We start from the raw sequence: 15,944 nt of genomic DNA, 5'->3' as shown, positions 1-15,944 counted from the left end.
CCTTGCTCGCCGCCCGAACGGTGGGGCCCGCCCTTCCGCGCACCCGAGTCAGAGGGCGGTATGGAGGGGGACAATGACTCTGACCCGGCAGACGTCGCTGGATTCACCGGCTGCGGTCGTCGCCGCATGGCAGCGCGCCTACGCACAGCGCCTCTTCATCACCGACCTCATCGTGATCGTCGTCTCGGTCTACGGATCGCAGTTCATCCGGTTCGGCACCGCCGGCGACGTGCTGAGCGTCCCCGGCTGGGAGGGCGGCGCGTACGAGCTCAGCTACACGCTCGTGTCGGCCATCCTCGTGCTCGGCTGGTTCGTCTCGCTCGCGCTGTTCGCCACGCGCGACCGCAACATCATCGGCGCCGGCACCGGCGAGTACAAGCGCATCACCGACGCCACGATCCGCGTCTTCGCGGTGCTCGCCATCGCGGCGTTCCTGCTGCAGTCCGAGGTCGGACGCGGCTACCTCCTCGTCGCCCTCCCGCTGGGGCTCGCCCTGCTGCTGCTCTCGCGGTGGGCGTGGCGCAAGTGGCTGCTGCGGCGCCGCGCGGCCGGCGACTTCTCGCACCGCGCCATCCTCATGGGCGAGCGCGGCAAGTCGGTGCACGTCGCCGAGCAGATGGCGCGCGAGGGCGCGTCGGGCATCGTCATCGTGGGCGCGCTGACCGAGCGCGGCACCGCCGAGCAGGACCTCGCGCCCGGCATCCCGGTGCTCGGCGACTACACGAGCCTGTCGCGTGTGCTCGAGGAGGCGCGCGCCGACACCGTCGTCTTCACGGGCGCCGACACGATCGACCCGCGCGGCATGCGCCAGCTCGGCTGGGCGCTCGAGGCGACCTCGACGAACCTCATCGTGGCCCCGGCGCTGACGGATGTCGCGGGCCCCCGCATCCACGCGCGTCCCGTCGCCGGCCTGCCCCTGATCCAGGTCGACTATCCCGAGTTCGAGGGCCGCAAGTACGCGGCGAAGCGCGCGTTCGACCTCGTGGTGGGCTTCATCGCGCTCGTCGTGCTGAGCCCGCTCTTCCTCGTGCTGACGTTGCTCGTACGGCGCGACAGCCCGGGGCCCGCGTTCTTCACGCAGGAGCGGGTCGGGCTCAACGGCCGTCGGTTCCACATGCTGAAGTTCCGGTCGATGGTCATCGACGCGGAGACCCAGCTGCCCACGCTCCTCGATCGCACCGACGGCAACGGCGTGCTCTTCAAGCTGCGGTCCGACCCGCGCGTGACCCGGGTCGGCGCGGTGCTGCGCCGTTACAGCCTCGACGAGCTCCCGCAGCTCGTGAACGTGCTGAAGGGCGACATGTCGCTCGTGGGTCCCCGTCCGCCGCTCGCGAGCGAGGTCGAGCGCTACGACGAGTGGACGAGGCGGCGCCTGCTCGTCCGCCCGGGCATCACCGGACTCTGGCAGACGCAGGGTCGCTCCGACCTCTCGTGGGAGGACAGCGTCCGCCTCGACCTGTACTACGTCGAGAACTGGTCGCTCACCGGGGACATCATCATCCTGTACCGCACCGTCCGCGCGGTCGCCCGGGCCGAGGGCGCGTACTGACCACGATCTCGGCGAGCGGCTCGCCGACCTCAGCGACGATCGCCCCTGCGGCCCCGCACGAGCAGGAGGCCGACGGCGGTGCCCGCCGTGTTGGCGACGACGTCCGACAGCGTCGAGACCCGCGACGGGATCGTCAGCTGCACGAGCTCGATGCCGACGCTCAGCAGGAACCCGGCGAGGAGCACGGCCCACCAGCGCACACCGGGGAACGCGAGCACGAGGAGCGCGCCGAGCGGCGTGAACAGCGCGACGTTCGCCAGGAACTCGAGCACGATCGCCGCGGGCTCCCGCGGCACGCCGACCGTGGCGAGGGCCTCGGCGATCCAGCCGACGATCCCCGTGACCCGGCTCGCCTGGCGCGCCGGAAGGAGCACGACCAGCGCGAGGAGCACCAGGTACGGCACCAGCACGATCCTCGCGCCGGCCACGCGTCGCGAGGCCGTCGGCGGCTCGATCGCTTCGGCGTCCACCGCATCAGGCTAGTCGCCCGCCCCGGTCACGCCGACGTGGCCGGAACGCGAGATCGTTTCGAGACCTTCCACGTCTATGCTGGTGCCTCGTGACGGTATCCGAGCTGTTCGACGCCGAGGAGCGCACGAGCTCCCGCAGCGGTGCGCCGAAGCGACGCCGCCGGTGGATCGTGCACGTCATCGTCTGGCCGCTGCTCGCGCTCGTGCTCATCGGCGGCGGAATCGCAGCGTGGTCGCTGTACGACGACGCCATTTCGGTGCGCGCCGACCTCGAGGACGCGAGTTCCGCCGTCGGCGAGTTCCAGACCGCCGCCGCCGAGCGACGCCTGGCCGACCTGCCCGCGATCGCCGAGCGGCTCGAGACCTCGGCGCAGTCCGCCGTCGAGCCGACGGCGCAGCCGCTGTGGAGCATGGGCGAACTCATCCCGGTCGTGGGCGAGAACTTCCGGGCCGTGCGCATCATCGCCGAGGGCGTCGACGACATCTCGGCCGAGGTCGTCACCCCGGCCTCGACCCTGGCCGGCTCGTTCGCCCTCGCGCGCGACCCCGCGACGGGTGGCTTCGACCTCGCGCCGCTGCGCGAGGCCACCGAGATCTCGACGACGGCCCAGGCGCTCATCACCGACCTGCACGACGAGGTGCAGTCGATCGACACGAGCGCCACGATCGGCCAGGTCGGCGACGCGGTCGACCGGTTCGACGACATGCTCGGCACGGCCGAGGCGGCGATCCCGCAACTCAACGGCGCGCTCGCCGGCGTCGGCGCCCTGCTCGGCATCGACGGGCCGAGGACCGTGGTGCTCGCCTTCCTCAACAACGCCGAGGCCGCAGCGCTGGGCGGCGGCCCGGCCGCCCAGACGCTCCTGCGGGTCGACAACGGGACGATCAACATCGCCGAGCAGGTCTCGAGCGTCGACTTCCCGATCGGCATCCCGGTCGACGTCGCCGTCGACGACAGCGCGAAGCAGCTCTACGACTCGATCTTCCTCGACAACCTCAACGCCGCGACGAGTCGTCCCGACTTCCCGACGGCGGCCGCGATCATCTCGGCGAACTGGCAGCGCACGAAGGGCATCACGCCCGATGTCGTCGCCTCCATCGACCCGATCGCGCTGTCGCGGCTGCTGCAGGTCACCGGTCCGGTGACGATGCCCGACGGCGAGCAGCTCACGAGCGAGAACGTGGTCTCGAAGCTCCTCAACGAGGCGTACTTCCGGTTCCCCGAGGGCGGCGCGGAGTCCGACGCCTACTTCGCCGAAGCGGCATCCGCCGTGTTCGCGCGCATCATGTCCGCCGAGTACGACATCTGGGCGATGGCCGACGCGGTCATCGACGCCGCCAACCGGGGATCGCTCATGATGTGGAGCGCCGACCCCGCCACGCAGGAGCTCTTCGACGGCACGCGCCTGCAGGGTGTGCTGCCACAGGGGAACGAGGGCGCCACCGTGGTCGGCGTCTACTACCGCGACCGGTCGTCGTCGAAGATCGACTACTACCTGCGCACCGACGCGACCATCACCACGAACACCTGCAACCCCGACGCCCCCACCTGGACGGTGGAGACGCGGCTGCGGTTCGACATCCCCGCCGACGTCGAGCTCCCACTCTACGTCGACAGCTCGTTCTACGACCACTACATCACCGAGGTCTTCCTCTACGGGCCGATCGGCGCGTCCACGGCCTCGGTGGAGGTGCCCGAGCCCGGCCGCGAGACCACGACCGGCCCCTCGGTCGTCGACCTCAACCGGCCGGTCGAGAAGTTCACCGTGCACCTCGACAACGGGCAGACCGCGCTCGTGCGGGCCACCTTCCAGGGCACGCCGGGCGACTACGGGCCCACCGAGACGCGGGTGACGCCCATGATCAACGCCACGAACGTCACGATGAGCGACGCGACCTGCGGCTGAGTCCGGCTAGCCAGGGTCGGATGCCGCGGCGGGTTCGAGCGCCCAGTACCCGATCGCCGCGCCGGCGAGCACGCCGATCTCGTTGAGGTACAGGTCGAGCCCCGATGCGACGTGGCCGTCCTCGAGGAGCGACGGCCCGAACTCCACCGCGGCGCCGATGACAAGGGCCGCGAGCACGGCGAGCCAGGCCAGGCGGCGGCCGACCGCCACGACCACGAGGAGGCCGACGGGCACGAAGAGCAGCGTGTGCGAGGCGTATTCGACGAACTCGTAGTCGAACCAGTCGGGGAGGCCGTGCTGCTGCCCCGACGCGATGAGCCAGCGGATCCAGGGCGTGAATCCGCGGTCGATGGGCCTCGGCACGAGCAGCACGAACACCGCGAGCGCGGCATAGGCCGCGAGCAGGATCGCGGCCCACCCGCGTGCTCGTGCGGAGACGGCCATCTCCCCAGCCTGCCAGAATGGACACGGCGCGGTCGGGCGCCGCCGGAAGGAGACGAATGCGAATCTCGGTGATCGGCTGCGGGTACCTGGGGGCCGTGCACGCTTCCGCCTTGGCCGAGCTCGGCCACGACGTGGTCGGCATCGACGTCGACGAGCGCAAGATCGCGGCACTCCGAGCGGGTCGACCGCCGTTCTTCGAGCCGGGCCTGCCCGAGATCCTCTCCTCGGCCGCCGCGAGCGGCCGGCTGCGGTTCAGCACCGACATCGCGGATGCCGCGGGCGCCGACGTGCACTTCCTCGCGGTCGGCACGCCGCAGACGATCGGCGGCACGTCCGCCGACCTGCGCTACGTCGACGCCGCCTTCGAGGGCCTGCTCCCGCATCTCGCCGAGGGATCGCTCATCGTGGGCAAGAGCACCGTGCCCGTGGGCACCGCGGCGCGGCTCGCCGCGCGACTCGCGAAGGAGGCCCCGCACGCGAACCTCGCGTGGAACCCCGAGTTCCTGCGCGAGGGCTTCGCCGTGAAGGACACGCTCGAGCCCGACCGACTCGTCTACGGCGTCGCCGACGAGCGCGCGGCATCCGTGCTCGACCAGGTCTACCGAGCCGCCATCGAGGCCGGAACCCCGCGCATCGTGACGGACTACGCGACGGCCGAGCTCGTGAAGGTCGCGGCCAACGCCTTCCTTGCGACCAAGATCTCGTTCATCAACGCCATGTCCGAGATCGCCGACGCGACGGGCGCTGACGTCACGGCCCTTGCCGATGCGATCGGCCACGACGTGCGCATCGGACGCCGGTTCCTCAACGCCGGCGTCGGCTTCGGCGGCGGCTGCCTGCCGAAGGACATCCGCGCGTTCACGGCGCGCGCCGAGGAGCTCGGCCGCGGCGATTCGCTCGCGTTCCTCAAGGAGGTCGACGCGATCAACATGCGGCAGCGCCAGCGGGTCGTCGACCTCGCGATCGACGTGCTCGGCGGCTCCGTCTTCCGCAAGAAGGTGGCCGTGCTCGGGGTGACGTTCAAGCCCGACTCCGACGACGTGCGGGATTCGCCGGCGCTCGACGTGGCGGTGCACCTGAAGGGCTTGGGCGCCGAGGTCGTCGCGACCGACCCCGAGGGCGTCGAGAACGCCCGGATGCGGCATCCGCAGCTCGACTACACCACCTCGGCGCGCGAGGCGCTCACCGGCGCCGACCTCGTCGTGCTCGTGACCGAGTGGCGCGAGTACCGCGCGCTCGATCCCATTGAGACGGGGCGACTGGTCGCCGAGCGACGGATCATCGACGGGCGCAACGTGCTCGACCTCCACGCCTGGCGGGCGGCGGGCTGGCAGGTGCGCGGACTCGGCCGGCCCTGATCATGCCGATGCCGATCGAGGAGTACGCCGCGATCGGCGACTGCCGCACGGTCGCGCTCGTCGGTTCCGACGGCTCCATCGACTGGCTCTGCGCGCCTCGGTTCGACTCGGGGTCGGTGTTCGGGGCCATCCTCGGCGATCCCGAGCAGGGCCGGTGGAGCCTCCGGCCCGCGGATGCGGCGGCGACCGCGACCCGGGTGTACGAGACCGACACCTTCACGCTCGTGACCCGCTGGGCGACGGCCGAGGGAGCGGTGGAGGTCACCGAGCTCATGCCGATGGGCGACGGCTCCGATCAGCGGTGCGACGTCATCCGGCGGGTGCGCGGCATCCGTGGCCGGGTGCGCATGGAGCAGGAGCTGCGCGTGCGGTTCGACTACGCCGCGACGCTGCCCTGGATGCGCCAGCTGGGCACGGATGCCGCACCCGCCGTCTGCGGCGTCGCGGGCCCCGACGCGCTCGTCGTCCACGGTCCGCGACTCTCGCGGAGCGACCATCGCCATGTCGGAGCATTCGAGGTGGCCGAGGGGGAGACGGTCGACCTGCAGCTGTCCTGGTTCCCCGCGCAGCGCCCGATGCCCGAGCCGCTCGACGTCGACGCGGCCATTGCCACGACCGCTGCGTGGTGGCAGGCGTGGATGCGGATGGCGGTGCCGCCCGGGGTCTACGACGAGGCGGTGCGCCGTTCGCTGCTCGTGTTGCGGCTGCTCACCCACGAGGACACCGGTGGCGTGGTCGCGGCCGCGACGACGAGCCTGCCCGAGGACTTCGGGGGCGCGCGCAACTGGGACTACCGCTACGTGTGGCTGCGCGACGCGGCGCTCACCCTCGAGGCGCTCATGCACCACGGCTTCACGCACGAGGCGGAGGCGTGGCGGCAGTGGCTGCTGCGGGCGATCGCGGGAGATCCCGCCGACGTGCAGATCATGTACGGCGTCGCCGGCGAGCGGCGGCTGCCCGAGTGGGAGGCCGAGAAGCTGCCGGGCTACGCGGGCAGTGCGCCCGTGCGCATCGGCAACGCGGCATCCGGCCAGTACCAGGCCGACATCTTCGGCGAGGTCCTCATCGCGCTCGACGCCGCGCGCCACGTCGGCCTCGACGACGACGACTTCTCATGGTCGCTCCAGGTCGCCCTGCTCGGCGAGGCGCAGCGGCATCTCGACCGCCCCGATTCGGGGATCTGGGAGATCCGCGGGCCCGAGCGCCACTTCACGCACTCTCGGGCGATGCTCTGGGCCGCATTCGACCGGGCGATCTGCGCCGTCGAGTCCGACGGCCGGCACGGGCCCGTCGACGAGTGGCGCCGGGTGCGGGCCGGGCTGGCCGACCGGATCGAGCGGGGCGGCTACGACGCGTCGATCGGCAGTTACGTGCAGTACGAGGGTACGACCGAGGTCGACGCGGCGCTCCTGCAGCTCGCGCAGGTCGGGTACGTGGGATACGACGACCCGCGGATGCTCGGCACGGTCGCCCGCATCGAGGCGTCGCTGCTGCGCGACGGGCTGCTGCGCCGGTACCGCACCGAGGCCGACGTCGACGGCGTGCCGGGCGACGAGAACGCGTTCCTCGCGTGTTCGTTCTGGCTTGTCGAGCAGTACGCCCACACGGGCCGGCTCGACGAGGCCGTCGAGCTGATGGACCGGCTGCTGCGATTCCGGAGCGAACTCGGGCTGCTCGCCGAGCAGGCCGATCCGCTGTCGGGGCGGCAGGCGGGCAACATGCCGCAAGCGCTCACGCACCTCGCGCTGGTGCGCGCGGCCGACGCGATCGCGCATGCGCGAGGAGTCGCGGCGCCGGGCGCGAGCCGGAGCATCGCGCGGAGCTGCCGTCGCTGAGCACGCGGCTCGCTACCTCACCTCGCCGTCGCCGCTCATGGAGCCACCAGACCGTTGAACGCGACACGTTCGAGCGTCGGAGACACGGTCGTCGTGCCCGTCAACGTCACCCGGTACTGGATGTACCGTGACGTGCCCGGGACATCCGCGCCGGCGCTCACGGCCGCGAAGCTGCTCCACGTGCCATCGGGTGTCGCGGTGTTCCCCTGGCGCACCTCGACGACCGTCGAGGTGCCGCCCGGAAGCTGCGCACCGACCTCCAGGGCCTGCCAGTCGGCCACCGAGCCCGCGTCGAGGACGCGAGAGGTGAAGACGCCCGTTCGCGTCGCGGACCCGAGCGACATCCGGTCGATGACCAGGCCCGGAGCGGCCGCCGCGAAGTCGCTCGCGACGGCGCCCATCGCACCGGTGATCGCGACGGTCTGCGTGTGCCGCACGGTGCCGTCGATCGAGAAGACGATGCGGTCGGACAGCCAGTCGATCCGGTACGTGTGCGGGGCGCCGACCAGCCCGGTGCCGATCACGGTGTCCGCCATCGTGCCGTTGTTGTTCGTGCGCGCGTACAACGTGTCCGTCGTGCCCATCGTGCTGAAGATCGCCCATCGGGACGTCCCGGCGAGGTCCACGCCGAGACCGGCGTGCTGGTACGCCGCCGCGCCGAAGGTCGCCACGAACTCGACCGAGCTGCCCGGCGCGGACTGGCCGGTGGTCCGCAGGAGCGCGCCGTTCACCGACACCGTTCCGCCCGCGACCGTCGACCCGCCGGACCCACCGCTCCACAGCGAGCTCGCCCAGCCGGACGGGACGGTGCTGCCGTCGAAGTCCGTCGAGACTGTCGGGACCGAGGTCGTGACCCGCAGCCAGCGCATGACGATGCCGCCGCCGCCCGTGTTGTAGTCGCTGGCGATCGGTCGCATGGACCCGCTCACGGTCGCCGCCGAGTGCACGAGGGCGCCGTCGATGAAGAAGCGGAGCGTGCTGTCCCATTCGATCCGGAACACGTGCTCGGATCCGACGTACTGCGCACCGAGCGGGACGTCGACGACGGTGCCGCCGGCGTTGCGGATGCGTGCCTGCAGCACGCCGCTCGCCGCGTTGGTTCCGAACATCGCCCACGATTCGGTCGCCCCGCCGAGCGTGTCCGCGAAGCCGGCGTTCTGGTAGGGCGCACCACTGAACGTCGCGGAGAACTCCACCGCCCGTCCGGAGCCGGCGGTCGCCGTCGTCCTCAGCCAGGAGCCGTCGACCGACGCGGTGCCGACGGGGAAGGTCACCCCTCCGCCGGTCCATGCACCGGTCGCCCAGCCCGTCGGAACGCCGCTGCCCTCGAACTCGGCGCCGATCAGCGGCGCCAGCACCAGCTCCCCGCCCGCCGTGTTCGCCACGTACGTCGAGGTTCCGAGCGTGCCGCCACCGAACTGCGCCAGCGTGGTGTCCTCGAGGACCTTGGCCACCGCGCTCGTCGTCGTGAACGACCAGGTCGAGCTCGACCCGAGCGGGTTGCCGACGGTGTCGGTCACCGTCCCCGCCACGGTCACGGTGTACCGGGTCGCCGGTGCGAGCGCGGCATTCGGGTTGAGCGTCGCGACCCCGCCCGAGACGCTGAGGGACGCGGGGACGTCGGCGCCGGCCCCCTGCGCCCGCAGTGAGAAGGTCGCCGAGGTGATCGTCGCAGCGGCGATCGGCTCGCTGAAGGTCACGGCGATGTCCGCGCCGACGCCGACGTCGACCGCGTCGGGCGCCGGATTCCGTCCGGTGATCGTCGGACCGGTCGTGTCGGGCGTCGGCGTGGTGAACTGCGCGACGGCCGAGGTCGACGTGTTCCCCGACGCGTCACGCGACACGATCCGGTAGGAGTACGTGGTCTGCGCGGCGAGCCCGGTGAGGTCGATGCTGTGGGCGGTGGTGAGCGTGAGGTTCTCGGCGACCGAATCGAGCGCGTTCGGCGACGTGCCGTACTCCACGCGTGTGGTCGACTGCTCGTCGGTCGTCCACGTGATCCGGGCGCTGCTCTGACCGGTCGACTGTGCGGCGAGGCCGGTGATCGCCGGTGGGGTCGTGTCGGGTGCCGGCGGTCGTGGCGAGTACGGCAGGTTCACGGCGTTCAGCACGGGTGTGACCGTGACGTTCGTGGTGGTGAGCCGTGCCCGGTACTGCAGGTAACGACTGGTCGCCGGTACGTCCTGGCCGGATGCGATCGGAGCGAACGCCGTCCAGCTCCCGTCGGGCGTCGCGGTGTCGCCCGTGCGCACGTCGAGGGCGAGGGTCGTTCCCTGCGGGGTCGATCCGGTGAACGACAGGATGCCCCAGTCCGAGGCGGTGCCCGCATCGTGGACCCGCGACACGAACGACCCGCTCGACGCGTACGGGGTCAGCCGGAGCCACTTCAGCGTGAGCCCGCCTCCACCGGTGGTGTACTCGCTCGCGAGGGGTCGCATGGTGCCCCCGACGGTCGCCGCCGTGTGCACGAGCGATCCGTCGACGTAGAACCGCACGGTGGAGTCCCACTCGATCCGGAACAGGTGCTCCGAGCCGATGTACTGCGAGCCGAGGGCGACGTCGAGGACGTCACCGCCGCTGTTCCGGGTCCGAGCCTGGAGGATGCCGTTGGTGCCGTTCGTGCCGAACATGGCCCACGACTCGCCGGCGCCCGCGAGCGTGACCCCGAATCCCGCATTCTGGAACGGCGCGCCGCTGAAGGTGCCCGCGAACTCGACGGCCCGGCCGGAGCCGACGGCGGTGTCGGTCCGCAGCCAGGACCCGTCGAGCGAAGCGGTGCCACCGGGGAACGTCGTCGTCCCGCCCGTCCAGCTGCCCGTTGTCCATCCGGCGGGCACGCCCGAACCCTCGAACTCAGTACCCACCAGGGGAGCGAGCACGACCTCGCCGCCGGCCGAGTTGGCGACGTAGGTCCCGACGCCCGGCGTGCCCGCGCTGAACTGGGAGAGCGAGGTGTCCGTCGCGGCGGCCGTCGGCGTCGTGAAGGACACCACCGGCGCCCCGGTCGCCGGCCAGCTGCCGACGTTGCCGGATGCGTCGGTCGCGACGACGCGGTAGTAGTAGGTGGTGTTCGGGCTCAGCCCGGTGAGCTGGACGCGGTGCGAGGTCGTGGGGACCCCCGTCTGGACGGACGACGTCATGGCGGTCGACGAGGTGCCGAACTCCACCCGTGAGGTGGCCGCTTCGTTCGTCGTCCAGGAGACCTCGGCGGTGGTGCCGCCCGTCGGCGCCGCCGTCGCGCCCGAGATGGTGGGCGGCGTCGAGTCCACGCTGTAGGTGGCCGTGTAGTTGCCGCCGACCGCGGTGAACACGGCGTAGCTGACGCCCTTCACCACCTTGGTCTGGAACGACACGCCCGCGCCGGCTCGCGTGAGCGACTGCAGGGTTCCGGTGCTTCCCTGGGTGGGCAGCATCGCCTGGAGCCCGTTCGCGCCGGGTGCCGCGGTGAGGGTGAACGTCACCGTGCCGCCGTTGCGAGCGAGGTTCGTGAACGACGACGCGTTGCGCCCGTCGGTCCAGTCGAGCAGCTGCTCGGCCGTGATGACCGGGATGCCGCGGGCCTGGGCGGCCGTCAGCACGGCGTCGTGGTAGGCGCCGGCTTCATTGCCATCGGTGTGGAGGTTCGCGACGAAGGCGCCGTAGTACCCCTTGTCGATCGCGCCGTCCATGAGGGCGACGGCCGTCGCGGGATACGCCTGCCCGGATTCGTCGGTCATCTGGGTGGTGGCCTGGTAGACGTCGATCAGTCGGCCGTCGAGCGAGAGGAACCGCTGCGCCATTCCCGAGCCCGTGAACATGCCGGGGCGCGTTCCGGCCCAGGACGGCGGCCAGTAGTAGTAGTTGGCGTCCAGGTTGATGCCGGCCCGCTCCTCCTCCTCGGGGACCGTGGTGTAGTCGACCCAGAACACGCAGTCGTTCCGGCTGGTCTTCGGAGGCGTGATGCTCGGGTAGTTCCTCGCGAGCGCTGCGAGCTGCTCGGTGAGCAATGCCGCGAACTGGGCGCGACTGGGGGTACCGCACCCGGAGTTCGGGTGCAGGGCGATCTCGAAGCCCTGCTGCTCGTACGTGCGCGCCTGCGCGTCCGAGATCAACGAGTAGTTCACGAACTGGTAGGACGTCGAGCGGATGCACTCCCATGCGGTCGGCAGGCAGCCTGCGGGGCTGCGGGAGAGCTCACTGGTGAAGCGGTTCGGGACGTTGCCTCCGTTGTGCTCGTCGGCGGTCATCACGACGGCCGCGACCTCGCCCCGCGGCAGGTACCAGAATCGCGGCACCGGGATCACGTCGCGAGTGGTCTCCGTGATGAGGTTGGCCAGGAGCCGCTGCTGCTCGTCGGCCTGCGGGATCGCGACCTTCGCCAGGTCGATGTAGTCCGTGTAGAAGAGATCGTTGCTGCGGATCGGCGAGGTGCCGTCGCGCTCCTGCCCGACCCAGGCGGGGTTGCCCTGCCGGGTGTTGACGATCGAACGGGCGAGGTCGAAGGTGAAGGCGGCGGCCGATCCGCCTGCGCTGCCGACGGGTCGAACGGTGACGGCGGGGAACTCGGTGGCCGTCGTCGCCGTGCTGTACAACTGGGCGACGACCTGGGTGCCCGCATCACGGGGGCGGTACAGGTCGGCCGTCCCGTGGAACTGCATCGTCGCGGCCTCGATGCCCTGGCCGGGCTTCTTCGACGTGTCGACCTGGAGGTAGCCCTCCGACAGGCTGCCGCCGGCCGCGGTGAGCCCGAGCAGGCCCGCGAGCGACGCGGAGGGGCGCATGACGATGAGGTTGCCTCCGGCGTTCACCCAATCGGTCAGCGCGGTCACCTGGGCGTCGGTGAGGGTGGTCTCACCCAGCACGACGGTCTCGTACGGGGCGAGGGCGGTCGGGGTGAACGAGGAGGTGGTGCGCACCGTGAACAGGTTGAGCCCCTCGCCGCGCATGATCTCGGGGAGGTATGCACCGAACTGGCTCGTGCCCTTGACGACCAGGAGCGGTCCGCCCGGCCCGATGTTCGGATTCGAGCGCGTGCCGGCCCTGGCGATCGTCGCGAACGTCCAGGAGTACTCCGCGGCCATCGGGTTCCCGGCGGCGTCCGTGACGCCGCCGACGCCGCCGGCGATGGTGACGGTGTACTCGCTGCTGTACTCGAGTGCGGCGACCGGGTCGATCATGGCCGACTTGGTGGCGGCATCGTAGGAGGCGACGGCGTTGACGAGGCCGCCCGCGGCGTCCCGCAGCTGCACGGTCGAGCCGGTGATGCTCCCCGCCGCCATCGACTCGCTGAAGATGGCCGCGATGTTCGCCTCCACGCCGAAGTCCGCGGCGTCGCGCGTGGGCCAGGTCCCGGTCACGACCGGGGGCGTGCTGTCGGGGCCGGCCGTGGTGAAGGCCCACGTGTAGTTCGCCTGGAGGGGAGTGCCGTTCGCGTCGCGGACTCCGCCCGATCCGCCCTTGACCGTCACGGAGTGACGGGTCGCGAGGGCGAGCGGCTGGTCGGGGTCGATGACCGCCGAGGTGGTCGCCGCGTCGTAGCCGACCTGCGCGGGGACGAGGTTCCCGGATGCGTCGCGGAGCTCGATGGTGGACGACGAGATCGAGCCCGCATCCATCGCCTCGCTGAAGGCGACGGTGACGTTCGCGCCGGCGACGGCGCCCGTGGCATCCGTCGCGGGCGAGGTCGCCGTCACGACGGGAGCGGTCGTGTTCTCGCCGGAGGTGAGGAAGCCCCATGTGATGTCCGCGGCGAGTCGATTGCCTGCGGCATCCGCGATGCCGGCGGCGCCGCCCGTGACCGTGGCGGTGTACCGGGTGCCCGAGGCGAGCGAGGACGTGGGATTGAGGATCGCCCTGCGGTCGACCGCGCTGTAGCCGACGGCGGCCGGGACCACGTTGCCCGACGGATCGCGCAGCTGGAACGTGCTCGTGTTCACGGTCGCGGGATCGAGCGGCTCGCTGAACGTCGCAGTGATGTCGGCGGTGGGATTCGCTCCCGACGCGTCGGGTGCGGGCGTGGAGGCGGTGAGGGTCGGGGCCGTGGTGTCCTGCGGCGCCGTGGAGGTGAAGAGCACATCCACCAGGTAGTTCGCCGACTCCCAGGAGTTCGCGGGGAAGACCCCGCCGGCGCCGTAGGCGTAGACGCCGTTCGGGCCGTCGACCCCTCCGCGGAGCGCATGCAGCGGCGGGGAATCGACGCCGGCGCTCGCGAACGAGGTGCCCAAGGCGTAGCGGCCGGTGTTCGTGTGGTAGGACGCGACGTACGTCGTACCCGGTTGGACCGTGACGGGCGCGGAGAAGGCGGCCTCCTGCCATCCGGCGGCCGACTCGGCCCCGAACGTCACGGTGGCGAGACGCTGCCCCGATGCCGACCACAGCGTGCCCGTGTGGGCGCCGGTGTTGCCGCTGGTCTTGAAGTACCGGATGCCGACGACCTGCCCCGGGACATCCGACCGGAACTTCACGCCCAGCTCGACCGCGGACCCGTCGGCCTGCTCGGGCCCCGTCACCGACTGCGCGAAGATCGACGAGCAGGCGAGCCCCGTCGGGCAGGCCGTGGTGGCGAGGCCGAGGGCGACCGGGCTGCTCAGGTTCGCGCCGTCGTCGGCGGCGCGAACCCGGATCGCAGGGGAACCGGCGAGTGCGGTGAAGGTGTGGCTCCAGCTCTCGCGTCCGGTCGCACGGCGCCACGTGGAGCCGCCGTCCGTCGACACCTCGACGACGCCGACCACTCCGCCGCCGGCATCGGTCGCCGTACCCGAGACGGTGCGCGTGCCCGGCCCCGTCACGCTCGCCACGGACGAGGTGATGACGACCGAGGGCGCCGTCCTGTCGGTGGTCCCGGATGCCGCGACGAGCCCCGTCTGGATCGTCGCCGGCTGTGCTCCCATGTCGGCGAGGAGATTCACGGTCGCCTGCTGCACGTTGCGGTCCTCGGTGCCGGCGCCGCCGTCGTGCTGCCCGTCGAGCCCCCACGACCACTGGACCGTGCCCGCGCCGAAGACGAGCGCGCCGCTCGGAGCCCGGTACAGGCTCAGGTGGTGCTGCTCCGACCCGATCGTCGTGGTGGAGAGCAGCACCCGACCGGGTGGGTACCAGGCCGCGTACTGCGGGTACTCTGGATTCCATTCGTACCCGAGGGTCCCGTTGGCGAGCGTGACCCGACCCGATGGCGACAGGCCGGCGACGGCGGTGTTCTTCCAGAACCGCATCCGCGCGTAATCGCCGGGCACTTCGATCGCGGAGGTGTTGCTGCGCCAGCTGATCTGACCGGAGAGGGCGTTCTCGGGTTCGCCGATGGCGGTGGTGCCCGACGGCGACCGCGTCTCCCGCCACAGGCCCGTCCAGATGTCGCTCGGGTCGCACGCGAAGTTCGCGTAGCACCGTTGGTGCTCGTCTGGTGCCGCGGGAGCCGCGGTCCCCTCCTTGTACACGACCATGGTCCGTCGGTCGCCGTCGACCCCGTCCTGCGTGGAGTCCTCCATCCGGGTCTTCCAGTAGATCTCGTTGCCGCTGAAGAAGGCGAGGTCCACCCCCGCGTCCCGTGCGGCCTCGACGGCGTCCCGCTGCTCCTGCGACCAGTACTCGTCGTGTCCGACCGAGAAGAAGGCCTGGTGCTCGAGGAGTTCGGCCGGTCGCGCTCCGGTGTCGAGGTCCGTCGAGTAGCTGACGTCGTAGCCGTTGCGCTCGAGCCATCGGATCATGGGGTACTCCGCCGTGAACACCCAGTCCTGGGGTTCGGTGGCGCGCGTCGTGAACGGGCGGTTGTAGCTCACCTTCCGGGCGTTCACGCCCGTCGAACCCGTGGTGTACGTGTTGTAGCCGCCGTACCCGTTGTAGGCCTGCCAGGTGCTGTCCGACGTCTGGAACAGGAGGTCCGAGTTCCCGTCGTCGTCACGGACGATGAAGACGATATGGCTCGCGCCTCCGTTGTCCGCACGCACCGGCTTCGCGATGTAGACCCCCGACACGGCATCGCCCGGAACGTCCCAGGACGCGGACACGCTCCAGTTGCCGCAATCGACGAGGTTGTCGTCGGTCGTGCCGTCGATGAGCGCGCAGCTCGGCTGGTCGCGCTCCGTCGTGGCCGACGTGTCGATCGTGGTGATCTTCCGGGCGCCGTTGCCCTGGTACCACCCGAGTCGGTAGATGTCGATCCGGTAGTCCGCCGCGACGGTGTCGATCTTGAAGTCGACCCGTTCTCCCTGGTTCACGCTGATCTGGGTCGCGAACCCCTGGACGCCCTGGTTGCCGGCCCCCTGGATGTCCCATTCGGAAGCCGGGGAACCGGGGAGGCTGTTCTCCACGGTGATCTCGTTGTCGACCGCCTGGGCGGGGGCGGCCGGAAGGACGGCGAGCGGCACCGGCAGCAGCATCAGTGCCGCGGCCAGGTATGCGAGAAC

General features: G+C 71.2%; 7 protein-coding genes. 4 read left to right on the top strand and 3 right to left on the bottom strand.

The annotated features are described in order from the left end of the window. Positions 1-73: 73 nt before the first annotated feature. Positions 74-1,549: a sugar transferase gene (locus FYC51_RS02475; RefSeq protein WP_148732101.1), complete on the top strand. Its 1,476-nt coding sequence runs from the start codon at positions 74-76 to the stop codon at positions 1,547-1,549. Positions 1,550-1,578: 29 nt separating this feature from the next. On the opposite strand, the gene FYC51_RS02470 is transcribed toward FYC51_RS02475, so the two are convergent. After that, entirely contained in the window at positions 1,579-2,019 is a 441-nt protein-coding gene (locus tag FYC51_RS02470) for a VanZ family protein (protein WP_238476176.1), read from the bottom strand. Positions 2,020-2,108: 89 nt separating this feature from the next. On the opposite strand from FYC51_RS02470, the gene FYC51_RS02465 reads away from it, so the two are divergent. Further along, on the top strand, positions 2,109-3,926 hold the full coding sequence (locus tag FYC51_RS02465) for a DUF4012 domain-containing protein (RefSeq protein ID WP_148732100.1): 1,818 nt from the start codon (positions 2,109-2,111) through the stop codon (positions 3,924-3,926). Positions 3,927-3,932: 6 nt separating this feature from the next. Here FYC51_RS02465 and FYC51_RS02460 read toward each other — a convergent pair whose 3' ends face one another. Continuing rightward, complete coding sequence (locus tag FYC51_RS02460; RefSeq protein WP_148732099.1) at positions 3,933-4,370, bottom strand: hypothetical protein; 438 nt, start codon at positions 4,368-4,370, stop codon at positions 3,933-3,935. A gap of 56 nt (positions 4,371-4,426) precedes the next feature. Between FYC51_RS02460 and FYC51_RS02455 the strand changes: the two genes are divergently transcribed. After that, positions 4,427-5,728 (top strand): UDP-glucose dehydrogenase family protein, encoded by a 1,302-nt coding sequence (locus tag FYC51_RS02455; RefSeq protein ID WP_148732098.1) that lies wholly within the window; start codon positions 4,427-4,429, stop codon positions 5,726-5,728. 2 nt (positions 5,729-5,730) lie between these two features. Beyond that, positions 5,731-7,563 carry a glycoside hydrolase family 15 protein gene (locus FYC51_RS02450; protein WP_148732097.1) on the top strand — a complete coding sequence of 611 codons (1,833 nt, stop codon included), beginning with the start codon at positions 5,731-5,733 and terminating at the stop codon, positions 7,561-7,563. A gap of 35 nt (positions 7,564-7,598) precedes the next feature. On the opposite strand, the gene FYC51_RS02445 is transcribed toward FYC51_RS02450, so the two are convergent. After that, the gene (locus FYC51_RS02445; RefSeq protein WP_148732096.1) at positions 7,599-15,905 is read right to left on the bottom strand and encodes a N,N-dimethylformamidase beta subunit family domain-containing protein; all 8,307 of its coding nucleotides are present in this window, start codon (positions 15,903-15,905) and stop codon (positions 7,599-7,601) included. Positions 15,906-15,944: the final 39 nt, after the last annotated feature.

Origin of the sequence: Agromyces mariniharenae (assembly GCF_008122505.1) — a bacterium.
In the GTDB taxonomy this organism is placed as follows: Bacteria; Actinomycetota; Actinomycetes; order Actinomycetales; family Microbacteriaceae; genus Agromyces; species Agromyces mariniharenae.
Note: the sequence above shows the minus strand (reverse complement) of the source record. Positions and strands in the feature narration are given on the sequence as shown.